Raw genomic sequence first — 26957 nt, forward strand, 5'->3', positions numbered from 1 at the left:
CCTCTTTCACAACGGCGGATAGCGGCGCTGCGAGGCCAGCGTCAGCGCATCGTTCACTTTTCTGTGAAGTTCAGGCTGGTCGATTATGGTCTCGTGGTCTGCCGCAATTATCTCGATCTCGACCGCACCCTCGGTCAATGCGCTCCAGTCCGTCGGTTCCGCGCCTTTCCCGAGCGATTCGTCGGCGCGCCAGCAGTGAATGGGCGCGGAGATTTTTCGCAGCGAGAGCCCCAGCATCTGCCGGTCGGAGTCCTCCTGCTCGGAGTGGAGAAATTCCATCAACTCGGCGGAGACGCCGGTCCAAAACCCGCGCTCCTGTCCCCAAAGCGCGGTCCATATGAAACATTCCTTTCGAGACATTCGTTCGGAAGCGTCGCGAAGCTCCTTCAAGTCGGCGTCGGTCAGCAGCTCGTCGAAGTCGAGCTTCAGTCCTTTGCGGCCCCCGATGGTTTGCAGTCGCGCGAAGTCCTCCAGATAGTCCAGCGCGAGGAACCGTTCCGCCGCCGCATCCGGCTCGACAGATTCGGGCGCAGGCGCGCGCGTCGCCTCGAAAGGCGCGTCGACGAGGCCCAGAAACTCCAGCCGTTCCCCCTGCAGCTCGATTACGGACGCCATGGCGAGGGCCGTCAGGGCGCCCGAACTCCACCCCAGAAGATGGTAAGGTCCCTGCGGCTGGAGCTCGCGCATCAACGCGACGTAATCCGCGGCCATTTCCTCCATCGTGACGCCGGGCAGAGTCGGCTCCAACATCCGGCGCGACTGGAAGCCATAGACGGGCCGCGCCAGCGAGATCGCTTCTGCGAGCGGCTGGTAGCGAACGATCGAACCGCCGCCGGGATGGACGACGAAGAGCGGCGGCTCGTCACCGCCGGGCCGCATCAAGACCAAAGGAGAGCCGGCATGGTTTTGGTTCCCGGATATCCATTCGGCGAGCTTCGCCACGGTCTGCGCCTCGAACACAGCCGACAGCGGAAGCGCGCTGCATACGACCTTGCGGATGCGATCCGCGAGTTTCAATCCCGACAGCGAATCTCCTCCGAGTTCGAAGAAGCCTTCATTTATCCCGACCCGATCGAGCCGCAGCGTGTTCTCGAATTCGCGGGCGATAACCCACTCGACGACGCTCCTCGGGGCGACATAGCTTTGCGCCGGCTGCAGGGCGGCGTCCGGTTCTGGGAGGGCGTTTCGGTTGATTTTTCCGTTTTGGGTGAGAGGGAGCGCGTCCAATATTACGAAGGCTGCGGGGATCATGAAGTCGGGGAGGGTCTTAGCGAGCGCCGCGCGCAGCGCGGCTGGGGCGGTCTGCTGCGGCGCCGACGTCGCCACATAGGCTGCGAGCCGCTTGGCCCCGGCCCCGTCCTCGCGCGCGACGACCAGCGCCTCCTCGACCTCGGGCAGAGCCGAAAGCGCCGCCTCGATCTCGCCCGGCTCGATGCGAAAGCCGCGGATCTTGAGCTGATGGTCGATGCGCCCCAGAAACTCGATCGTCCCGTCGTCGCCGATGCGGCCGAGATCGCCGCTGCGATAAAGACGCGAGCCCGCCGCTCCGAAGGGATCGGGAACAAAGGCCGCGGCCGTCAGATCGGGCCGGTTCAGATAGCCCCGTCCGACCTGCACGCCGCCGATGCAGATCTCCGCCGCCACCCCGAAAGGCGCCGGCTCGAGATCGCGGCCCAGCAGATAGAGCTGCGTGTTGTCCGCCGCCCGCCCGATCGGAACGCTCAGATCGTCGCCCTGCGGCGGCTCCACGATCGGATGATAGGAGACGTCGTCCGAACATTCCGCCGGACCATAGGCGTTGAGCAGCCGAACATGGGGGTGGCGCTCCATGAACCTTCGGCACAGCCCGGGCGCGAAAGCCTCGCCGCAGGGCAGCAGCCAGCGCAGCGTCGGCAGATCCGATCCCGCCCCGCAAACATCGAGAACAGAACGGATCATCGACGGAACCGCTTCGAGAACGGTCACCCCCCGCGCCGCCATCTCCGCCATGAGCCGGCCCGGATCGTGCGAAAGGGCGTCGGGGAATATCTCCACCCGCGCCCCCAGCGCGAGCGCGGTCAGGAACTGCCACACCGAGATGTCGAAACATTGCGAGGCGGTCTGCGCGATGACGTCGCGCTCGCAAAGCCCCAGCGCCGGAACCTTGGAGATCAGATTGTTGAACATCCCGCGATGCTCGATCATCGCTCCCTTGGGCAAGCCGGTGGAGCCGGAGGTGAAGATCGCCACCGCCAGCGACTGCGGGCCGTGACGCCGCGGCGGGTTGAAGCTGCAAGGCCCGCCGGCTTCGAGCGCCGCAAGCTCGCACAGCCGCGCCGGGAGCTGCGGCGTCGCGGTCAGAATCGCCTGCGCCCGGGCCGCCAGCCCCGGCCCCGCCAGCAGCAGCCCGACCCCGCTCTGCGCCAGCGTCTGCGCGAGGCGCCGGTCGGGATAGGCCGGCTCCAGCGGCAGATAGGCCCCGCCCGCCTTCAGAACCGCGAGCATGGCCACCAGAAAATCGAGCCCGCGCTCTTCCAGCAGAGCCACCAAGCAATCGGGCCCGACGCCTGCCCCGATCAGCGCATGCGCCAAACGGTTGGCGCGCGCGTTCAGCTCGCCATAGCTCAGCGTGCGCCCGTCGCAGCGGGCGGCGACCGCCTCGGGAACGCGCCGGACCTGCGCCTCGAAACGGGCCAGGAAGTCCAGCGGCTCGCCATAGTCGCGCGCCGTGCGGTTCAAATCCGTCACCAGCCGGAGACGCTCCTCCGCGGGCAGAACGTCGATCGCGCGCAGCGGCGTCCGCGGCGCCGCCTCCAGCGCCTCCGTCAGGCCTTCCAGCGCCTTGCGCATGAAGCCGCAGATCCGCGCCGGGCCGACGCTCTCCGCCGCATAGGCCGTCAGCCGGAACGCCTCGCCGTCGTCGTCCACCGAGATCTCGAACGGATAATTGGTGCGCTCCGCATAGGACAGCGTCTTCACCCCGGCCCAGGCCAGCGCGCCGCGATCCTCCGTCGCCGTCGCCGGACTGTGGCGATAGTTGAGCAGCGCCGAGAACAAGGGCGCAGGCGCCTCGACCCCGCTGCAGCGTTGCGCCAGCGCCAGAGACGCATGTTCATGCGCGATCAGCTCCGTGAGCCGCGCATGGGTCTCCCGCACCCCCGCCTCCACGCTTCGTTCCCCGAACCCCAGCCGAAGCGGCAGCGTGTTGATGAAGGCTCCCGCCGCGCGGTCGGCCCCGGCGCCGCCATACATGCGCCCGAACAGGACCGTGCCGAACACCACGTCCTCGCGCCCCGAGGCCCGCGCCAGCGTCAGGGCGAAAGCGGCGTGGAACAGGCTCGCGGAACTCACCTTGAGCGCGCGCGCCTGCAATCGCAGACGCCTGCACAGATCCGACTCGATCTCCAGCGCGGCCTCGCAAATCCCCGCGCCGTCGCCCCGGACGTCGAGCAGGCCGAAGGGCGCCGTCGGCTCCTCGACGTCGCCGAGTTGCGCCCGGAAGTAGGCCTCCTGCGCCGCGCGATCCGTCGACAGCCGCGCCTGCGCCACGAAATCGCGGTAGGGCGGCGGCGCGGACGGCGCGGGATCGCCGCCGCCCGAAAACAGCCTGCGCATCTCCTCGCCGACCACCGCCAGCGTCTCGTGGTCGCCGATCAGATGATGATAGGCCACCACCGCGACCCAGCGATCCTGCGCGGCGTCGCGCGCGAAGACGACGCGCATCATCGGCGCCTGGCGCACGTCGAGCCGGAAACGCTCGGGGTGAAAGCGCGCCTCCAGCGTCTGCGCCACATCCGCATCCGCCTCGGGTGCGACTTCCTCCACTACGAGCGGCGCCTCGCGCCACACCACTTGCATCGGCTCCGACAGACCCTCCCAGACCACCGCGGTGCGCAATATGTCGAAACGCGCGATCACGCGTTCCAGCGCCGCCAGGAAGAGGTCGAGGGCGTCGCGGGTCTCGAAGGCGATGACGGTCTCGATCAGATAGGGATCGCCCCGCTCCGCCAGCAGGTGATGGAACAGCATCCCCTCCTGCAGCGGCGCCAGCGGATAGATGTCCTGCACATTCGCGGCCCCGCCGGAAACGCCGGCCACGATGCGGTCGATCTCGGCCTGCGAGAGCTTCGCCAGAGTCAGCATCTGCGGCGTGATCGTCGCGCAGCCCTGCGGGATCAGATTGGGCGGAACCTCGATCTGCTTCGCGCCGCAGATCGCCGCCGACAGGCCCGCGGGCGTCGGATGCGAAAACAGCGCCCTCACGTCGCTGGAAAGACCCTCCCGGCGCAGCCGCTCGATCAGACCGATCGCCAGCAGCGAGTGCCCCCCGAGCTCGAAGAAATTATCCTCGATCCCGACCCGCTCGACGCCCAGGACCTCGGCGAAGACCCGGCACAGCGTCTCTTCTTCGGCGTTGCGCGGCGCGACATGGCGACGCGTCGACAAAGCTTCATCCGGCTCCGGCAGCGCCTTGCGGTCGAGCTTGCCGTTCGCCGTCAGCGGCAGCGCATCGACGATCACGATCGCCGCTGGGACCATATAGTCCGGCAGCTCCAGCGACAGCGCCGCACGCAAGGTCGACGCATCCGCCGCGCCGCCTTCGCCCAGCGCGCTTCCCTCGCCCAGCGCAACGTAAGCCGCCAGCCGCCTGGCCCCGGCCCCGTCCTCGCGCGCCACAACCACAGCCTCGCGCACCGCAGGCTGGCGCAGCAGCGCCGCCTCGATCTCGCCCGGCTCGATGCGAAAGCCCCGGATCTTCACCTGATGGTCGAGACGGCCCAGAAACACGATGGTCCCGTCCGCCCGCCGCCGCGCCAGATCCCCGGTGCGGTAGAGCCGCGTCCCCGCCGCGCCGAACGGGTTCGCAACGAAGCGCTCCGCCGTCAGATCGGGACGCCCGACATAGCCCCGCGCAAGCCCGACCCCGCCGATGTAGAGCTCGCCCGCGACCCCCAGCGGAGCCGGCTGCATCCCAGGACCCAGAACATAAATCTGCGTGTTGGAGATCGCGGAGCCGATCGGCGCATAGATCTCCTGTTCCTCCCCGGCCCCGCATTGATAGGCCGTCACGTCCACCGACGCCTCGGTCGGGCCGTAGAGATTATGCAGCTCTATCCCCGCTGCCGACGCCGCCCGCGCCAGGCCCCCAGGCAGCGCCTCGCCGCTGCACATCACCCGCCGCAGGCTCGCAAACGACGACAGCGCGAAGCCGCTCATAAACGCCTGAAGCATCGACGGCACAAAATGCAGCGTCGTCACCCCCTCCCCTGCGATCAGAGCCGCCAGACGCTCCGGCAGGCGATGATCGCCCGGCCGCGCAACCGCAAGACGCGCTCCCACCGAAAGCGGCCAGAAAAACTCCCACACCGAAACGTCGAAGCTGAACGGCGTCTTCTGCAGCACCGTCTCCGCGGGCTCCAGCCCATAGCGCGACTGCATCCAGGCGATGCGGTTGACGATCCCCTCATGGCTGACGCCGACCCCCTTGGGCCGGCCGGTCGAACCCGAGGTGTAGATCACATAGGCGAGGTTTTGCCCGCCCGCGCAGCTCGGCGGGTTCTCCCCGCTCTCCTGCGCGATCGCGTCCCAATCGGCGTCGAGCCGAAGCTTTGCGACATTCTCCGGCAGAAGGTCGGCGAGCCCCGCCTGCGTCAACGCCAGCTTCGCCCCGGCGTCCGCGATCATGAACGCCAGGCGCTCCTGCGGATAGTCGGGATCGAGCGGCAGATAGGCCCCGCCTGCCTTCAGCACCCCCAGAAGGCCGACCACCATCTCGACCGAGCGTTCCAGACACAGCCCCACCACGACGTCCGGCCCCACCCCCCGCGACCGCAGGAAATGCGCGAGCCGATTGGCCCGCGCGTTCAGCTCGCCATAGCTCAGCGTCTCGCCGTCGAACGAAACCGCCGCCGCTCCCGGAGACCGCGCAGCCTCCCCCTCGAACCGACCCTGTAAAACCTCCCCCCAGCCATGTTCAAAATCCGTCCCGTTGAACCGCGTCAGCAACGGCGACCGCTCCGCCGGCGGGAGGATGTCGATTTCGCACAGAGGCGCCTGCGGCGAAGTTTCGAGCGCGGCGACGAGCCGCTCCAGAGCCGAAACCATGAAGCCGAACAAGCGCTCCGGCGCCAGCGGCTGCTGCGTCTGCGCCACCAGCGAGAAGCCTTCGCCGAAGTCGTTTACCGAAAGGGTCAGGGGATAGTTGGTGCGCTCCTGCGAATAGATCGCTTCGATCCCCGTGAACGACGACGACCCCTGTCTTTGTTCGAGCGGCGTATGCCGATAATTGAGCAGCGCCGAGAACAGCGGGGTCGGAGCCTCGACGCCGCTGCAGCGTTGCGCCAGCGCCAGAGACGCGTGCTCATGCGCGATCAGCTCCGTGAGCCGCGCATGGGTCTCCCGTACCCCCGCCTCGACGCTTCGTTCCCCGAGCCGAAGCCGAAGCGGCAGCGTGTTGATGAAAATCCCGGCGGCCCGGTCCGCTTCCGCCGCCCCCTGCATGCGCCCGAACAGAACCGTTCCGAACACCACGTCCTCGCGCCCCGAGGCCCGCGCCAGCGTCAAAGCGAAGGCGGCGTGGAACAGGCTTGCGGAACTCACCTTGAGCGCGCGCGCCTGCAATCGCAGACGCCTGCACAGACCCGACTCGATCTCCAGCGCGGCCTCATAAATTTCCGAGCCGTCGCCGCGGACGTCGAGCAGGCCGAAGGGCGCCGTCGGTTCCTCGACATCGGCAAGCATCTGTTTGAAGAATGTCTCCTGCTCGGCCCTACTCGCAGAGAGCCGCGTCTGCGCCACATAGTCGCGAAACGGGTGCGGTTTTGCGGCGTTCGCAGCGGCTCCCGCAAGATGCGCCTCCATCTCTTCGCTCACCAGACGCAGCGTCGTGTTGTCGTCGATGAAATGATGATGCAGGAGCGCGACGATCCACCGATCCTGCGCGGCGTCGCGCGCGAAGGCGACGCGCATCATCGGCGCCCGTCGCACATCGAGCCGGTAGCGCGCAGGATCGAAACGCGCCAGCAGCGCCTCCTTCGTATCCTCGCCCGCGTCGAGCTCGACTTCCTCCACAGCGAGCGGCGCCTTGCGCCACACCACCTGCATCGGCTCCGAGAGACCTTCCCAGACCACCGCGGTGCGCAATATGTCGTGACGCGCGATCACGCGCTCCAGCGTCGCGACGAAGGCGTCCACCCGCTCGCGCGAGGCGCAGGAAAGCAGGGTCCGCAGTTGATAGGGATCGCCCCGCTCCGCCAGCAGGTGATGGAACAGCATCCCCTCCTGAAGCGGCGCGAGCGGATAAATGTCCTGCACATTCGCCGCTCCGCCCTCGACGCCGGAGACGATCCCGTCGATCTCCGATTGCGTAAGCGGCGCGAGCGTCAGCATCTGCGGCGTGATCGCCGCGCAGCCCTCCGGGATCAGATTGGGCGGAACATCGATCCGCAACGCCTCGCCCAGCGCACCGCACAAAGCCGAGGGCGTCGGATGCGAAAACAGCGTCCTCACGTCGCTGGAAAGCCCCTCCCTGCGCAGCCGCTCGATCACCGTAACCGCGAGCAGGGAGTGCCCGCCGAGCTCGAAGAAATTATCGTCGATCCCGACCCGCTCGAGGCCCAGGACCTCGGCGAAGACCCGGCACAGCGTCTCTTCTTCGGCGTTGCGCGGCGCGACATGGCGACGCGTCGACAAAGCTTCATCCGGCTCCGGCAGCGCCTTGCGGTCGAGCTTGCCGTTCGCCGTCAGCGGCAGCGCATCGACGATCACGATCGCCGCTGGGACCATATAGTCCGGCAGCTCCAGCGACAGCGCCGCACGCAAGGTCGACGCATCCGCCGCGCCGCCTTCGCCCAGCGCGCCTACCTCGCGCAGCGCAACGTAAGCCGCCAGCCGCCTGGCCCCGGCCCCGTCCTCGCGCGCAACCACAACAGCCTCGCGCACCGCAGGCTGGCGCAACAGCGCCGCCTCGATCTCGCCGAGCTCGATGCGAAAGCCCCGGATCTTCACCTGATGGTCGAGACGGCCCAAATAGGTCAGCGTCCCGTCCGCTTCATAGCGCGCAAGATCCCCGGTGCGGTAGAGCCGCGACCCCGCCGCCCCGAACGGGTTCGCAACGAAGCGCTCCGCCGTCAGATCGGGACGGCCGAGATAGCCCCGCGCAAGACCCGCCCCCCCGATGTAAAGCTCGCCGCAAACGCCGACCGGAGCCGGCCTCATCCCCGCGTCCAGAACATAGGCCGCGAGATCGCCGAGCGGACGACCGATGAGGCTGTCGCTCGCCGATCCCGCGCCGCCGAGACGCTGCAGCGTCACATGCACCGTCGTCTCGGTGATCCCATACATATTGACCAGCGAAGGCCCGCCCGCGCCGCGCCGCGCGAACCAGTCCGAAAGCCGCGAAGGCTCCAGCGCCTCGCCGCCGAAAATCACCAGACGCAGCGCCAACGCCCCCGCGCCGGCTTCCCCATCCGCTTCGTCGAGCTGGTAAAAAGCCGAAGGCGTCTGGTTCAGAACCGTCACGCTCTCCCGCGCCAGCAGCGCATGGAAGTCCTGCGGCGAACGCGCGACCCAATGCGGAACCACGACCAGGCGGCCGCCGTAAAGCAGCGCGCCGAAGATCTCCCACACCGAAAAATCGAAGGCGAAGGAGTGGAACAGCGTCCACACGTCCTGCGACGAGAAACCGTAATCGGCCTCGGTCGCAGCGAACAGCCGCGCCAGATTCCCCCGCGTCACGCCGACGCCCTTGGGCTTGCCGGTCGAGCCCGAAGTGTAGATGACATAGGCGAGGTTTTGCCCGCCCGCGCAGCTCGGCGGGTTCTCCCCGCTCTCCTGCGCGATCGCGTCCCGATCGGCGTCGAGCCGAAGCTTTGCGACATTCTCCGGCAGAAGGTCGGCGAGCCCCGCCTGCGTCAGCACGAGGCGCGGCCCGGCGTCCGCGATCATATGGAACAGCCGCTCCCGGGGATAGGCCGGATCGAGCGGCAGATAGGCCCCGCCCGCCTTCAGCACGCCGAGGAGGCCGACGATCATGTCGACCGAGCGTTCGACGCAGAGCCCGACGAGAACATCCGGCCCAACCCCACGCGACCGCAGCCCATGCGCGAGACGGTTGGCGCGCGCGTTCAATTCGCCATAGCTCAGCGTCTCGCCGTCGAACGAAACCGCCGCCGACCCCGGAGACCGCGCGACATGCGCCTCGAACTCTTCCTTGAGCAGATCGCCCAGGCCATGCTCAAACCCCGTCGCGGCGCGCGGGGTCGACAGCAGCGATCGCTCGGCCTCAGGCAGAACGTCGATCTCGCGCAGCGGCGTCTGCGGCGCCTGCTCCAACGTGGCGACGAGCTGTTGCAGAGCCTGCCCCATGAAGGCCAAAAGGCGCTCCGGCGCCAGCGGCTGCTGCGTCTGCGCGTCCAGCGAAAACAGATCGCCGAAGTCGTTCACCGAAAGCGTCACTGGGTAGTTCGTGCGCCCTTGCCCAAAGAGCGCCTCGATCCCGGACGAGTAATCCCGATCGGTCTCAGCCGCGCGCGGCGCGTGCTGATAGTTGAGCAGCGCCGAGAACAGCGGAGTCGGCGCCTCGACCCCGCTGCAGCGTTGCGCCAGCGCCAAAGACGCATGTTCATGCGCGATCAGCCCGGCGAGCCGCGCATGGGTCTCCCGCACCCCCACCTCCACGCTCGCCTCCCCGAGCCGAAGCCGAAGCGGCAGCGTGTTGATGAAAATCCCGACGGCCCGGTCCGCTTCCGCCGAGCCCTGCATGCGCCCGAACAGGACCGTGCCGAACACCACGTCCTCGCGCCCCGAGGCCCGCGCCAGCGTCAGGGCGAAGGCGGCGTGGAACAGGCTCGTGGCGCTGACCCCGAGCGCGCGCGCCTGCAGTCGCAGCCGCCTGCACAGATCCGACTCGATCTCCAGCGCGGCCTCGCAAATTCCCGCGCCGTCGCCCCGGACGTCGAGCAGGCCGAAGGGCGCCGTCGGCTCCTCGACGTCGCCGAGTTGCGCCCGGAAGTAGGCCTCCTGCGCCGCGCGATCCGTCGACAACCGCGCCTGCGCCACGAAATTCCGGTAGGGCGGCGGCGCGGACGGCGCAAGATCGCGGCCTTCCGAGAGAAGCGCCGCCTCACGCAAGATGATATCGAGCGTGGCGTGATCGAGCGACAGGTGGTGCGCCAATATATGCAACAGCCAGCGCTCTCTCTCTGCGTCGCGCGCAATGGCGATACGGATCATGGGGGCCTTGCGCACGTCGAGCCGGCGGCGCCGCGGATCGAAGCACGCCCGCAGCGCCTCCACCGCATCCACCCCCGCGTCGAGTTCGACTTCCTCCACTACGAGCGGCGCCTCGCGCCACACCACTTGCATCGGCTCCGACAGACCCTCCCACGCCACCGCGGTGCGCAATATGTCGTGACGCGCGATCACGCGCTCCAGCGTCGCGACGAAGGCGTCCACCCGCTCGCGCGAGGCGCAGGAAAGCATGCTCTCCAGCTGATAGGGATCGCCATGCTCCGCCAGCAGGTGATGGAACAGCATCCCCTCCTGCAGCGGCGCCAGCGGATAGATGTCCTGCACATTCGCGGCCCCGCCCGGAACCTGCGCCACGATGCGGTCGATCTCGCCCTGGCCGAGCTGCGCCAGCGTCAGCATCTGCGGCGTGATCGCCGCGCAGCCCTGCGGGATCAGATTGGGCGGAACCTCGATCTGCTTCGCGCCGCAGATCGCCGCCGACAGGCCCGCGGGCGTCGGATGCGAAAACAGCGCCCTCACGTCGCTGGAAAGACCCTCCCGGCGCAGCCGCTCGATCAGACCGATCGCCAGCAGCGAGTGCCCCCCGAGCTCGAAGAAATTATCCTCGATCCCGACCCGCTCGACGCCCAGGACCTCGGCGAAGACCCGGCACAGCGTCTCTTCTTCGGCGTTGCGCGGCGCGACATGGCGACGCGTCGACAAAGCTTCATCCGGCTCCGGCAGCGCCTTGCGGTCGAGCTTGCCGTTCGCCGTCAGCGGCAGCGCATCGACGATCACGATCGCCGCTGGGACCATATAGTCCGGCAGCTCCAGCGACAGCGCCGCACGCAAGGTCGACGCATCCGCCGCGCCGCCTTCGCCCAGCGCGCTTCCCTCGCGCAGCGCAACGTAAGCCGCCAGCCGCCTGGCCCCGGCCCCGGCCCCGTCCTCGCGCGCCACAACCACAGCCTCGCGCACCGCAGGCTGGCGCAGCAGCGCCGCCTCGATCTCGCCCGGCTCGATGCGAAAGCCCCGGATCTTCACCTGATGGTCGAGACGGCCCAGAAACACGATGGTCCCGTCCGCCCGCCGCCGCGCAAGATCCCCGGTGCGGTAGAGCCGCGTCCCCGCCGCGCCGAACGGGTTCGCAACGAAGCGCTCCGCCGTCAGATCGGGACGCCCGACATAGCCCCGCGCAAGCCCGACCCCGCCGATGTAGAGCTCGCCGCAAACGCCGATCGGAACCGGCGAGAAAGTTTCGTCCAGCAAATAGGCCGTGGCGTTCGATATGGGACGTCCGATCGGAACTTCGTTGTCCTGCTCATCCCTCGTACATATGTGATAGGTCGAATCGATCGTGGCTTCCGTCGGACCATAGAGATTGCAAAGAACAATGTGCGAGCTTTTGAAATAGGACGCCAGCTCCCCGGACAGCGGCTCCCCTCCTGAAAGAATACAGCGAAGAGTGGGACATTCTTTCAAATCCGCTTGAACGAACCGGCGCAGCAACGATGGAACCAGCTGCAAAACCGTAACCGCGTCGCGAGCGATAATGCTCGCGAGTTCTCGCTCCCCGATCAGCTGCTCCCTCGGCGCGAGCACGAGCGCGCCTCCGGTTGCGAGAGGGACGAAAAACTCCCATACCGAAGCGTCGAAACTTGCGGAGGTGCGCTGCAGGACGCGGTCCGTCGCCTGGAAGTGGAATCTCTCCCGCATCCAGAGCATGTGATTTACGGCGGCCTCGTGACTGACGCCGACGCCTTTGGGCCGGCCTGTCGAGCCCGATGTGTAGATTACGTAAGCGAGGTTCTGCTGCAGCGTCGCTTGCGCGGGATTGCTCTCGCTCTGGCCTGCGATTTCGGGCCAGTCGGCGTCCAGGCGCAACGCCGGGACGCCTTCAGGCGCGCGCCCTTGCGTCGCTTCATGCGTGAGGATGATGGCGGGCCGCGCGTCCTCGACGACGAAGGCGAGACGTTGCAAGGGATAAGCGGGATCGAGCGGCAGATAGGCCCCGCCGGCCTTCAGCACGCCCAAAAGCCCGACGATCATCTCGACTGAGCGCTCGAGGCAAAGTCCGACGAGAACTTCGGGACCCACGCCGCGCCCGCGCAGGAAATGCGCAAGACGGTTCGCGCGCGCGTTCAGCTCGCCATAACTCAGTTCAACGCCTTCGCAAACGACCGCGATCGCCTCGGGGCGAAGCGCCGCCTGCGTCTCGAAGAGTTGGTGCAGGCCTTTGTCGCGGGGATAATCTGCGCCGGCGTCGTTCCACTCGGCGAGAAGCTGGCGACGCTCTGTCTCCGGCAGGACCTCGATCAGCCGCGCCGGTTTGCCAGGCCTCTTCTCCAGCGCTTCGACCAGTTCCTCCAGCGCCCTGAGCATATAGCCGCACAATCGTTCGGGATCGATCAAGGCCGCCGTTTGCGCGGTCAATCCGAATTCCGTCCCGGAATCTTCGACCGACAGCGTCAAGGGATAGTTTGTCCGCTCTTCGTTGAAGAGGGTTTCGATTCCCGCCCACGCCAAGGCCGCGTCGTCGGAGGATCGGGGTTCGACCGCATTGTGACGATAGTTCAGCAGGGCCGTGAACAAAGGCGTCGGCGCCTCGACGCCGCTGCAGCGTTGCGCCAGGGCCAGCGACGCGCTTTCGTGCCGCAGCAGCTTTGCGAGCGAGGCGTGCATGTCCTGAACAGCCTCGACGACCGACTGCTTCCCAAAGCGCGCCCTTACCGGAAGCGTGTTGATGAACAGGCCGACCGCCCGGTCCGCCCCCGCTCCGCCCTGCATTCTCCCCAGCAGAACGGCGCCGAACACGACGTCCGGACGTCCGCAAAGACGCGCCAGAACCTGCGCGAACGCCTGATGCGCCAGGCTCGCCGCGCTGACTCCCAAATGCCGGGCCCGCTCCCGGATTCGCATTCCCAGCTCGTGGTCGATCGCGCAATGCGCCTCCCTTATTCCAAAACCGTCTCCGAAAACGTCGGTCACGCCGAAGGGCGCCGTCGCCTCTTCGACGTCGGAAAGCATGTCCTTGAAAAACGCTTCATGCTCCTCGCGCGCAACGCCGAGCCGAGCCTGAGCGACGAAATTGCGGAACGGAGCCGGAGCGGGAAGCTGCGGCGCAGCGCCGGCGAGATGCGCCTGCGCCTCCTCGACAACGACCTCCAGCGTTGCATGATCCACAACGAGATGATGGGCTCGCAACAGCAAAAGCCATCGGTCACGAGCGGCGTCGCGGCAGCAGACGCCCCGCAGCAGCGGCGCCTGCCCGACATCGAGCCTATGGCGCCGCGAGCCATATCGATCGCGCAGCTGCGCGGCCGCCTCGTCGCCTTCCGGGTCGACCGCGACCTCGTCGACGATAAGCGGCGCCTCGCGCCAGACCACCTGTACCGGCTCCGACAAGCCTTCCCAGACGATCGCGGTGCGCAGAATGTCGTGGCGTGCGATTGACGCCCGCAGCGCTTCGAGAAAATCCTCCAGTCGCCCGCGCGATGAAAGGCTCAGGAGGGAGTGGAGAATATAGGGATCGCTGCCGTCGGCGAGCAGATAGTGGAAAAGCATTCCCTCCTGCAGCGGCGCGAGCGGATAGATGTCCTGAACATTCGCCGCCCCGCCGGAAACGCCGGCCACGATGCGGTCGATCTCGGCCTGCGAGAGCTTCGCCAGAGTCAGCATCTGCGGCGTGATCGTCGCGCAGCCTTCGGGAATGAGATTGGGGGGGACAGCCACCGACCCTGCGGCGGAGGAGGCGGCGAAGCCGGAAGGCGTCGGATGCGCGAACAATGCGCGCACGTCGCCCGAAAACCCCGCCTTGCGCAGCCGTTCGATCAGCGTCACCGCAATCAGCGAGTGTCCGCCGAGCTTGAAGAAGTCGTCCTCGAGGCCGACCCGGCCGACGCCGAGGGTCTCAGCCCATATCCGGCACATCGTCTCTTCCGCCGGATTGCGCGGAGCGACATAGGAAGCGGAGAGCATGGTCTCGATGTCGGGTTCGGGCAGCGCCTTGCGGTCGACCTTGCCGTTCGGCGTCAGCGGCAGCGCGTCGAGAAGCACGAAGGCCGCTGGAATCATGTATTCCGGCAGCTGAACCGACAGAGCCGCGCGCAGCGCCGCCGCGCTCGTCTCGAATCCCTCTTCGGCGACAATATAAGCGACGAGCCGCTTGACCGATGAGCGTTCTTGCTGCGGGACCACGACAGCCTCGCGAATGGCGGCGAGGCCTCCGAGCGCCGCTTCGACCTCGCCCGCCTCGACCCGAAAGCCGCGGATTTTGACCTGGCGATCGACGCGCCCGACGAAAATGATATTCCCCGCCCCGTCGTAATGGGCGAGATCGCCGGTCCGATAGAAGCGCTCGCCGGGCGCGCCATAGGGGTTGGGCGCGAAGCGCTCGGCCGTGAGATCCGGCCGCTTCAGGTAACCATGCGCCAGTCCCGCTCCGCCTATGAAAAGCTCGCCCACGGCCCCTGCCGGGGCGAGGTTGAAGTGCGGGTCCAGAATATAGGCCTCGGTGCAGGCGATCGGCCTTCCGATCGGCAAAGCCTTCGCGCCGGCGTCGATTGCATCGACGCCGAAGGTCGTCGCATAGGTGGTCGTCTCGGTCGGACCATAACAGTGGATGAGGCGCACGGGCCCACCCTCCGCCAATATGGCCTTGAAGGACGCAAGGTTGGCCTCCTCGCCGCCGGTCAGCAGGAAACGCAGGCCCGCCAGCGTTCCCGGAATGGCTATGGCGAGCTGATTGAACAGGCCCGTCGTCAGGAACAACGCAGTGACGGCATGGCGCTCCAAGGCCTCGGCGAAGCGCGCGGGATCGAGCAGCGTATCGCGATCGATGATCACCGTGCGTCCGCCAACGGCGAACGCGGCCCAGATTTCCATCGTCATGGCGTCGAAGGCGGGATTTGAGACGCAGGCGATCCTGTCGCCCGAGTCGAACGCCGCATAGCGGTTGTCGAGGACCAGCCGCCCGATCGTGCGATGGGGCGTAAGGACCCCCTTCGGCTGGCCGGTCGAGCCCGAAGTGTAGATCACATAAGCGAGGTTCTCCGGACTCGAGAGGACGGGAAGATTCTCGGCGCTCTCCCGCGCGATCGTGTCCCAATCGGCGTCGAGCCGCAATGTCGCAATGTCGCCGGGAAGCTTCCCGACCAGCCGCTCCAGCGTCAGCGCCAGCTTCGCCCCGGCGTCCGCGATCATGAACGCCAGGCGCTCCTGCGGATAGTCGGGATCGAGCGGCAGATAGGCCCCGCCTGCCTTCAGCACGCCGAGAAGGCCGACGACCATGGAGATGGAGGGCTCGACGCACAGCCCGACGAGAACGTCGGCGCCAACGCCGCGTCTGCGCAAATAACGGGCGAGCCGATTGGCCCTGGCGTTCAATTCGCCATATGTCAGCTCCTCGCCTTCATGCGCAACGGCGACCGTTCGGGGCGAAAGCGCCGCTTGAGTCTCGAACAGCTCCTGGAGGCAAGCCGGCGTGCGGCGATCGCCGGCCGCCTCGTTCCAATCGACGAGAATTCGCCGGCGATCGTCTGAGCCCAGAGCTGAAAAGTCTTCATACCGCTGGTCGGGATCTGCGACCATCGCTTCGAGCGCACGCGTTAAAACGTCCGCGAAAATTTCGGGGAGCGCGGAATCGAAAATTCGGGGATCGGCGACGACCGAAAGCCGCAGGTCGTCGGTGTCGGGATCCTGGTAGAAATCTACGTTCAGCCCGAAAAAGGCTTTTGGAATCTCGCGGAAGGACAATATTCCGACGTCGGCCAATCTCGCCACGTCCTTGGACACATGAAAGTGCAGGTAGTAGAAATTAACGTCGAAGAGGGGGCGATTGCCGGCGAGCCTCTGAAGGGCCGAAAGCGGATAGAAGCGTCGCTCCAGCAGCTCGGCTTCGAGACGAAACGCTTCGAGAATCATATCGCGCCAGGTCCCGCCTTTCAGCGCGACATGCAGTGGCAGAGTGCTCAGGAAGAGGCCGAGCGCCCGATCCGAACCGATCTCCTCGGGGCGCAGGGCGCAAGCTGTGCCCGTCGTCACTTCCGATCGCCCGAAAACGCGACCGAGCGCCACGAAATGCGCCGCCAGGAGCGCTGTCTTCAGCGGAACGCCCAAGCTTGCGGCGAGCGCGCTCAATTGCCGATGCAACTCCCGCGGCGGCGTCCGCCGGCAAAGCAGCGGCTCGGCCCGGACCGCCTCGGCCTGCTGCGCCTTGAAGGAGTTCGTCGCCTGGGCCATGGGTTCGAGGCGGTCTATGCGCTCTTTCCAATAACCTTCGATCCCCGCGGATCGCTTCGCATCCGACTCGAGACGGACGAGTTCCTGCATCGAGCGGTCCGAATCGCCGGACGCGGCCGCATGCTCCCCCCGCAGGCGAGAAACATATTCGCCGACGGTTTCCACGCAGAACAGATTCACGCTCCATCCGTCGAGGATCGCGTGATGATGCGAGAATGTGAATTCCAGCAAATCGTCGGTCAGCCGATGGATGACGACGCGGAAGAGAGGCGGCTGCGCCAGGTCGAATGGGGTTTGGCGTTCCACTTCAAGGAATCTGTCGATGTATGCGACGCGCTCTCCGTCCGAGAGCGCTCTGATGTCTCTCACGACCAGAGGCGTTTCAACGCCTCTACGCACAAGCTGCAGCGGTTCGCTGTAGGTGCGCAGATCGAAGGCCGTCCGAAGAACCGGATGTCTGTCCATGACGCCGCGCAACGCCAGACCGAGCGCCTCCTGGTCGAAGGCGCATTTGAGGGTCATGCTGTCCACTATATGATAGGCGTCGTCTCCGACGTAGCTGTGATAGATCATTCCGAGCTGAAGCTCGGTCAGCGGATAGGCGTCCTCGACATCTTCGGGGATGAGATCGCGGTCCGCCTCCTCCACGAGGGACAGTCGATCGCCGCCGTGATCGCGCGGGGCGGCCTGCTCCTTCTTTTCATGGAAACCGACGCCGTCGGCCTCGACAATGAGGCGGACCGTCGGCCGCTTGTAGATCGAGAAGAGGTTCAGCTCGATTCCTGCCTGCTTGGCCCGTCCGACGCATCTCACGCAGGTGATCGAGTCGCCTCCGAGCTCGAAGAAATTATCGTCGATCCCGACGCGCTCGAGGCCGAGGACCTCGGCGAAGACCCGGCACAGCGTCTCTTCTTCAGCGTTGCGCGGCGCGACATGGCGACGCGTCGACAAAGCTTCATCCGGCTCCGGCAGCGCCTTGCGGTCGAGCTTGCCGTTCGCCGTCAGCGGCAGCGCATCGACGATCACGATCGCCGCTGGGATCATATAGTCCGGCAGCTCCAACGACAGCGCCGCACGCAAGGTCGACGCATCCGCCGCGCCGCCTTCGCCCAGCGCGCCTACCTCGCGCAGCGCAACGTAAGCCGCCAGCCGCCTGGCCCCGGCCCCGTCCTCGCGCGCAACCACAACAGCCTCGCGCACCGCAGGCTGACGCAACAGCGCCGCCTCGATCTCGCCCGGCTCGATGCGAAAGCCCCGGATCTTCACCTGATGGTCGAGACGGCCCAGAAACACGATGGTCCCGTCCGCCCGCCGCCGCGCAAGATCCCCGGTGCGGTAGAGCCGCGTCCCCGCCGCGCCGAACGGGTTCGCAACGAAGCGCTCCGCCGTCAGATCGGGGCGCCCGACATAGCCCCGCGCAAGCCCGACCCCGCCGATGTAGAGCTCGCCCGCGACCCCCAGCGGAGCCGGCTGCATCCCAGGACCCAGAACATAAATCTGCGTGTTGGAGATCGCGGAGCCGATCGGCGCATAGATCTCCTGTTCCTCCCCGGCCCCGCATTGATAGGCCGTCACGTCCACCGACGCCTCGGTCGGGCCGTAGAGATTATGCAGCTCTATCCCCGCTGCCGACGCCGCCCGCGCCAGGCCCCCAGGCAGCGCCTCGCCGCTGCACATCACCCGCCGCAGGCTCGCAAACGACGACAGCGCGAAGCCGCTCATAAACGCCTGAAGCATCGACGGCACAAAATGCAGCGTCGTCACCCCCTCCCCTGCGATCAGAGCCGCCAGACGCTCCGGCAGGCGATGATCGCCCGGCCGCGCAACCGCAAGACGCGCTCCCACCGAAAGCGGCCAGAAAAACTCCCACACCGAAACGTCGAAGCTGAACGGCGTCTTCTGCAGCACCGTCTCCGCGGGCTCCAGCCCATAGCGCGACTGCATCCAGGCGATGCGGTTGACGATCCCCTCATGGCTGACGCCGACCCCCTTGGGCCGGCCGGTCGAACCCGAGGTGTAGATCACATAGGCGAGGTTTTGCCCGCCCGCGCAGCTCGGCGGGTTCTCCCCGCTCTCCTGCGCGATCGCGTCCCAATCGGCGTCGAGCCGAAGCTTTGCGACATTCTCCGGCAGAAGGTCGGCGAGCCCCGCCTGCGTCAACGCCAGCTTCGCCCCGGCGTCCGCGATCATGAACGCCAGGCGCTCCTGCGGATAGTCGGGATCGAGCGGCAGATAGGCCCCGCCTGCCTTCAGCACGCCGAGAAGGCCGACCACCATCTCGACCGAGCGTTCCAGACACAGCCCCACCACGACGTCCGGCCCCACCCCCCGCGACCGCAGGAAATGCGCGAGACGGTTGGCCCGCGCGTTCAGCTCGCCATAGCTCAGCGTCTCGCCGTCGAACGAAACCGCCGCCGCTCCCGGAGACCGCGCAGCCTCCCCCTCGAACCGACCCTGTAAAACCTCCCCCCAGCCATGTTCAAAATCCGTCCCGTTGAACCGCGTCAGCAACGGCGACCGCTCCGCCGGCGGGAGGATGTCGATTTCGCACAGAGGCGCCTGCGGCGAAGTTTCGAGCGCGGCGACGAGCCGCTCCAGAGCCGAAACCATGAAGCCGAACAAGCGCTCCGGCGCCAGCGGCTGCTGCGTCTGCGCCACCAGCGAGAAGCCTTCGCCGAGATCATCCACTGAAAGCGTGAGAGGATAGTTCGTGCGCTCTTCGGTGTACAGCGGATCGATTCCGCCCCAGGACGCGCGAACGTCTTCGTCGGGCTCCAAATTATGCCGATAATTGAGCAGCGCGGAGAACAGCGGGGTCGGCGCCTCGACGCCGCTGCAGCGTTGCGCCAGCGCCAGAGGCGCGTGCTCATATTGCAGAAGCTGCGTCAGCTGCGCATGCAACCCACGAACGCCCTCGCTCACGCCCTGCAAGCACATCCGGACCCGAACGGGCAGCGTATTGATATACACGCCGACAGCCCGATCGGCCTCGCGCGAGCCCTGCATGCGCCCGAACAGAACCGTCCCGAACACCACGTCCTCGCGCCCCGAGGTGCGCGCCAGCGTCAAAGCGAAGGCGGCGTGGAACAGGCTCGCGGCGCTGACCCCGAGTGTGCGCGCCTGCGCGCGAATCCGCCCGGCAAGCGACGAATCGAGCCGGTCCTCATGCAATTGGATATCCTCGCCGTCGCCGCGGACGTCGAGCAGGCCGAAGGGCGCCGTCGGCTCCTCCACGTCGCCGAGCAGCGACCGGAAATAGAACTCCTGCTCCTGCCCATTGGCCGACAAGCGAGCCCGCGCGATAAAGTCGCGGAAGGGCGGCGACGCGGAGATTTCGTCGCCGCGCCCCGAAAGATGCGCCTGCGCCTCCTCCACAACGAGGCTCAAGGTCATATTGTCGTCGATCAGATGATGATGCGCGATGGCGACAACCCAGCGATCCTGCGCGGCGTCGCGCGCGAAGGCGACGCGCATCATCGGCGCCCGTCGCACATCGAGCCGGTAGCGCGCAGGATCGAAACGCGCCAGCAGCGCCTCCTTCGTATCCTCGCCCGCGTCGAGTTCGACTTCCTCCACAGCGAGCGGCGCCTTGCGCCACACCACCTGCATCGGCTCCGAGAGACCTTCCCAGACGATCGCGGTGCGCAATATGTCGTGACGCGCGATCACGCGCTCCAGCGTCGCGACGAAGGCGTCGACCCGCTCGCGCGAGGCGCAGGAAAGCAGGGTCCGCAGCTGATAGGGATCGCCCCGCTCCGCCAGCAGGTGATGGAACAGCATCCCCTCCTGAAGCGGCGCGAGCGGATAAATGTCCTGCACATTCGCCGCTCCGCCCTCGACGCCGGAGACGATCCCGTCGATCTCCGATTGCGTAAGCGGCGCGAGCGTCAGCATCTGCGGCGTGATCGCCGTGCAGCCCTCCGGGATCAGATTGGGCGGAACATCGATCCGCAACGCCTCGCCCAGCGCACCGCACAAAGCCGAGGGCGTCGGATGCGAAAACAGCGTCCTCACGTCGCTGGAAAGACCCTCCCTGCGCAGCCGCTCGATCACCGTAACCGCGAGCAGGGAGTGCCCTCCGAGCTCGAAGAAATTATCGTCGATCCCGACGCGCTCGAGGCAGAGCGTTTGAGCCCAGATGCGGCACATCGTCTCTTGCGTCGCATTGCCTGGCGCCTTGTACGGCCTCTCCTCACGCCTCGTCGTCTCCGGTTCTGGGAGGGCGTTTCGGTTGATTTTTCCGTTTTGGGTGAGAGGGAGCGCGTCCAATATTACGAAGGCTGCGGGGATCATGAAGTCGGGGAGGGTCTTAGCGAGCGCCGCGCGCAGCGCGGCTGGGGCGGTCTGCTGCGGCGCCGACGTCGCCACATAGGCTGCGAGCCGCTTGGCCCCGGCCCCGTCCTCGCGCGCGACGACCAGCGCCTCCTCGACCTCGGGCAGAGCCGAAAGCGCCGCCTCGATCTCGCCCGGCTCGATGCGAAAGCCGCGGATCTTGAGCTGATGGTCGATGCGCCCCAGAAACTCGATCGTCCCGTCGTCGCCGATGCGGCCGAGATCGCCGCTGCGATAAAGACGCGAGCCCGCCGCTCCGAAGGGATCGGGAACAAAGGCCGCGGCCGTCAGATCGGGCCGGTTCAGATAGCCCCGTCCGACCTGCACGCCGCCGATGCAGATCTCCGCCGCCACCCCGAAAGGCGCCGGCTCGAGATCGCGGCCCAGCAGATAGAGCTGCGTGTTGTCCGCCGCCCGCCCGATCGGAACGCTCAGATCGTCGCCCTGCGGCGGCTCCACGATCGGATGATAGGAGACGTCGTCCGAACATTCCGCCGGACCATAGGCGTTGAGCAGCCGAACATGGGGGTGGCGCTCCATGAACCTTCGGCACAGCCCGGGCGCGAAAGCCTCGCCGCAGGGCAGCAGCCAGCGCAGCGTCGGCAGATCCGATCCCGCCCCGCAAACATCGAGAACAGAACGGATCATCGACGGAACCGCTTCGAGAACGGTCACCCCCCGCGCCGCCATCTCCGCCATGAGCCGGCCCGGATCGTGCGAAAGGGCGTCGGGGAATATCTCCACCCGCGCCCCCAGCGCGAGCGCGGTCAGGAACTGCCACACCGAGATGTCGAAACATTGCGAGGCGGTCTGCGCGATGACGTCGCGCTCGCAAAGCCCCAGCGCCGGAACCTTGGAGATCAGATTGTTGAACATCCCGCGATGCTCGATCATCGCTCCCTTGGGCAAGCCGGTGGAGCCGGAGGTGAAGATCGCCACCGCCAGCGACTGCGGGCCGTGACGCCGCGGCGGGTTGAAGCTGCAAGGCCCGCCGGCTTCGAGCGCCGCAAGCTCGCACAGCCGCGCCGGGAGCTGCGGCGTCGCGGTCAGAATCGCCTGCGCCCGGGCCGCCAGCCCCGGCCCCGCCAGCAGCAGCCCGACCCCGCTCTGCGCCAGCGTCTGCGCGAGGCGCCGGTCGGGATAGGCCGGCTCCAGCGGCAGATAGGCCCCGCCCGCCTTCAGAACCGCGAGCATGGCCACCAGAAAATCGAGCCCGCGCTCTTCCAGCAGAGCCACCAAGCAATCGGGCCCGACGCCTGCCCCGATCAGCGCATGCGCCAAACGGTTGGCGCGCGCGTTCAGCTCGCCATAGCTCAGCGTGCGCCCGTCGCAGCGGGCGGCGACCGCCTCGGGAACGCGCCGGACCTGCGCCTCGAAACGGGCCAGGAAGTCCAGCGGCTCGCCATAGTCGCGCGCCGTGCGGTTCAAATCCGTCACCAGCCGGAGACGCTCCTCCGCGGGCAGAACGTCGATCGCGCGCAGCGGCGTCCGCGGCGCCGCCTCCAGCGCCTCCGTCAGGCCTTCCAGCGCCTTGCGCATGAAGCCGCAGATCCGCGCCGGGCCGACGCTCTCCGCCGCATAGGCCGTCAGCCGGAACGCCTCGCCGTCGTCGTCCACCGAGATCTCGAACGGATAATTGGTGCGCTCCGCATAGGACAGCGTCTTCACCCCGGCCCAGGCCAGCGCGCCGCGATCCTCCGTCGCCGTCGCCGGACTGTGGCGATAGTTGAGCAGCGCCGAGAACAAGGGCGCAGGCGCCTCGACCCCGCTGCAGCGTTGCGCCAGCGCCAGAGACGCATGTTCATGCGCGATCAGCTCCGTGAGCCGCGCATGGGTCTCCCGCACCCCCGCCTCCACGCTTCGTTCCCCGAACCCCAGCCGAAGCGGCAGCGTGTTGATGAAGGCTCCCGCCGCGCGGTCGGCCCCGGCGCCGCCATACATGCGCCCGAACAGGACCGTGCCGAACACCACGTCCTCGCGCCCCGAGGCCCGCGCCAGCGTCAGGGCGAAAGCGGCGTGGAACAGGCTCGCGGAACTCACCTTGAGCGCGCGCGCCTGCAATCGCAGACGCCTGCACAGATCCGACTCGATCTCCAGCGCGGCCTCGCAAATCCCCGCGCCGTCGCCCCGGACGTCGAGCAGGCCGAAGGGCGCCGTCGGCTCCTCGACGTCGCCGAGTTGCGCCCGGAAGTAGGCCTCCTGCGCCGCGCGATCCGTCGACAGCCGCGCCTGCGCCACGAAATCGCGGTAGGGCGGCGGCGCGGACGGCGCGGGATCGCCGCCGCCCGAAAACAGCCTGCGCATCTCCTCGCCGACCACCGCCAGCGTCTCGTGGTCGCCGATCAGATGATGATAGGCCACCACCGCGACCCAGCGATCCTGCGCGGCGTCGCGCGCGAAGACGACGCGCATCATCGGCGCCTGGCGCACGTCGAGCCGGAAACGCTCGGGGTGAAAGCGCGCCTCCAGCGTCTGCGCCACATCCGCATCCGCCTCGGGTGCGACTTCCTCCACTACGAGCGGCGCCTCGCGCCACACCACTTGCATCGGCTCCGACAGACCCTCCCAGACCACCGCGGTGCGCAATATGTCGAAACGCGCGATCACGCGTTCCAGCGCCGCCAGGAAGAGGTCGAGGGCGTCGCGGGTCTCGAAGGCGATGACGGTCTCGATCAGATAGGGATCGCCCCGCTCCGCCAGCAGGTGATGGAACAGCATCCCCTCCTGCAGCGGCGCCAGCGGATAGATGTCCTGCACATTCGCGGCCCCGCCGGAAACGCCGGCCACGATGCGGTCGATCTCGGCCTGCGAGAGCTTCGCCAGAGTCAGCATCTGCGGCGTGATCGTCGCGCAGCCCTGCGGGATCAGATTGGGCGGAACCTCGATCTGCTTCGCGCCGCAGATCGCCGCCGACAGGCCCGCGGGCGTCGGATGCGAAAACAGCGCCCTCACGTCGCTGGAAAGACCCTCCCGGCGCAGCCGCTCGATCAGACCGATCGCCAGCAGCGAGTGCCCCCCGAGCTCGAAGAAATTATCCTCGATCCCGACCCGCTCGACGCCCAGGACCTCGGCGAAGACCCGGCACAGCGTCTCTTCTTCGGCGTTGCGCGGCGCGACATGGCGACGCGTCGACAAAGCTTCATCCGGCTCCGGCAGCGCCTTGCGGTCGAGCTTGCCGTTCGCCGTCAGCGGCAGCGCATCGACGATCACGATCGCCGCTGGGACCATATAGTCCGGCAGCTCCAGCGACAGCGCCGCACGCAAGGTCGACGCATCCGCCGCGCCGCCTTCGCCCAGCGCGCTTCCCTCGCCCAGCGCAACGTAAGCCGCCAGCCGCCTGGCCCCGGCCCCGTCCTCGCGCGCCACAACCACAGCCTCGCGCACCGCAGGCTGGCGCAGCAGCGCCGCCTCGATCTCGCCCGGCTCGATGCGAAAGCCCCGGATCTTCACCTGATGGTCGAGACGGCCCAGAAACACGATGGTCCCGTCCGCCCGCCGCCGCGCCAGATCCCCGGTGCGGTAGAGCCGCGTCCCCGCCGCGCCGAACGGGTTCGCAACGAAGCGCTCCGCCGTCAGATCGGGACGCCCGACATAGCCCCGCGCAAGCCCGACCCCGCCGATGTAGAGCTCGCCCGCGACCCCCAGCGGAGCCGGCTGCATCCCAGGACCCAGAACATAAATCTGCGTGTTGGAGATCGCGGAGCCGATCGGCGCATAGATCTCCTGTTCCTCCCCGGCCCCGCATTGATAGGCCGTCACGTCCACCGACGCCTCGGTCGGGCCGTAGAGATTATGCAGCTCTATCCCCGCTGCCGACGCCGCCCGCGCCAGGCCCCCAGGCAGCGCCTCGCCGCTGCACATCACCCGCCGCAGGCTCGCAAACGACGACAGCGCGAAGCCGCTCATAAACGCCTGAAGCATCGACGGCACAAAATGCAGCGTCGTCACCCCCTCCCCTGCGATCAGAGCCGCCAGACGCTCCGGCAGGCGATGATCGCCCGGCCGCGCAACCGCAAGACGCGCTCCCACCGAAAGCGGCCAGAAAAACTCCCACACCGAAACGTCGAAGCTGAACGGCGTCTTCTGCAGCACCGTCTCCGCGGGCTCCAGCCCATAGCGCGACTGCATCCAGGCGATGCGGTTGACGATCCCCTCATGGCTGACGCCGACCCCCTTGGGCCGGCCGGTCGAACCCGAGGTGTAGATCACATAGGCGAGGTTTTGCCCGCCCGCGCAGCTCGGCGGGTTCTCCCCGCTCTCCTGCGCGATCGCGTCCCAATCGGCGTCGAGCCGAAGCTTTGCGACATTCTCCGGCAGAAGGTCGGCGAGCCCCGCCTGCGTCAGCACGAGGCGCGCCCCGGCGTCCGCGATCATGAACGCCAGGCGCTCCTGCGGATAGTCGGGATCGAGCGGCAGATAGGCCCCGCCTGCCTTCAGCACCCCCAGAAGGCCGACCACCATCTCAACCGAGCGTTCCAGACACAGCCCCACCACGACGTCCGGCCCCACCCCCCGCGACCGCAGGAAATGCGCGAGACGGTTGGCCCGCGCGTTCAGCTCGCCATAGCTCAGAGTCTCGCCGTCGAACGAAACCGCCGCCGCTCCCGGAGACCGCGCAGCCTCCCCCTCGAACCGCCCCTGTAAAACCTCCCCCCAGCCATGTTCAAAATCCGTCCCGTTGAACCGCGTCAGGAGGCGATGGCGCTCCTCCTCGCCGAGCATCGGCAATTCGCTCAGGCGTCGCTGCGGGGCGGACGCTACCGCCTCGAGCAGGCGGGTATAATGCCGGGCCAATCGCGCGACCGTCGCCTCGTCGAACAGCGCCGTCGCATATTCGAAACTCAGCGCCAGCTCGCCGGCGCTCTCTTGCGCCGAAAGGGTGAGATCGAACTTTGCCGTAGGGTTCTCGAAGCGGAAGGACTCGAAGCGGAGACCATGGAACGACAACTCGGTCGCCTGCGCGCTCTGGAGAACGAACATGGCCTGAAACAAAGGAGTGCGGCTCGGGTCGCGCGCCGGCGACAGCTCCTCCACCAATCGCTCGAAAGGCAGGTCCTGATGGGCCTGAGCGGCGAGCGCCGTTTCGTGCGCCTGCGCCAGCAGCGTCGCGAAGCTCGGATCGCCCGACAGGTCGATCCGGATCGTCAGCGTGTTGACGAAGAATCCGATCAGCGGCTCGAGCTCGACCCGCCGCCTGTTTGCGACGGGAATTCCGACGCAGATGTCGTTCTGAGCGCTATGGCGATGCAGCAACGCCTGGAACGCCGTGAGCAACGTCGTGAACAATGTCGTTCCGGACTGCCGACTCAGCGCCTGCAGCCGCGCCAGCGTCTCTTTTGGGGCGGTGAAGGCGTAAATCGCCCCTCGGTGATCCGTCGTCGGCGGACGCGGGCGGTCCGTAGGAAGGTCCAGCGTCGCCGGCGCATCGCTCAGCGCCTCTCGCCAATAAGCGAGTTGGCGCTTCAGGACTTCGCCCTGGAGCCACTGGCGCTGCCAGACCGCGTAATCGGCGTATTGGATCTTCAGCTCCGCGAGAGGCGACGGCAGACCCGAGGCGAAGGCGGCGTAAAGCGCGCGGAATTCACGCAGCAGAACGTCGGTCGACCAGCCGTCGGAGACGATGTGATGCAGCGTGATCGATAGGATGTGCTCCCGCTCTCCGGTCGCCGCATGCGTTCCGAGATCGAGCAGCAGCGCCCGCAGGAGCGGGGGCGTCGCAAGATCGAAGGGCGCGATCGCTTCGATCTCGACCAGGCGGCGCGCTTCGACTTCGCGTTTGTCCTTCGGCAAACCTGTCAGATCCACGAGCGGCGCGTCGATTTCGAGCGACGTCAGAATTTCCTGACGAGGCTCACCGCCGCGAAGGACGAACGCTGTGCGCAGCACTTCGTGACGGCGGACGATCTCGTTCAGGGCGCGCCTGAAGACCGCCGCGTCGAACGCTCCGACGATCCGCAGGGCCGCGGCGTTGTTGTAATGGGCGCCGCCCCACTCGATTTCGCTCAGCATCCAGAGGCGCTGCTGGGCGAAGGAAAGTGGTTTGCAGCCGAACTCACTCGCTGCGCCCGGCTCCGCCGTGAGCGTTCCCTCCTCCAGGCGCCGGCGCAATTGGCGGCGTTCATCCGGGGAGAGCTTCGAAAGGCGCAAAAGCTGCTCGTTCATATTTCTCGTTTCCT

Annotated in this window: 1 protein-coding gene; it reads right to left on the reverse strand. The window is 67.4% G+C overall.

Features of this window, described 5'->3' with window-relative positions:
* Positions 1 to 6: 6 nt before the first annotated feature.
* Positions 7 to 26943 (reverse strand): non-ribosomal peptide synthase/polyketide synthase, encoded by a 26937-nt coding sequence (locus tag H2LOC_RS13800; RefSeq protein ID WP_154331672.1) that lies wholly within the window; start codon positions 26941 to 26943, stop codon positions 7 to 9.
* Positions 26944 to 26957 lie beyond the last annotated feature (14 nt).

This window comes from Methylocystis heyeri (assembly GCF_004802635.2).
In the GTDB taxonomy this organism is placed as follows: Bacteria; Pseudomonadota; Alphaproteobacteria; order Rhizobiales; family Beijerinckiaceae; genus Methylocystis; species Methylocystis heyeri.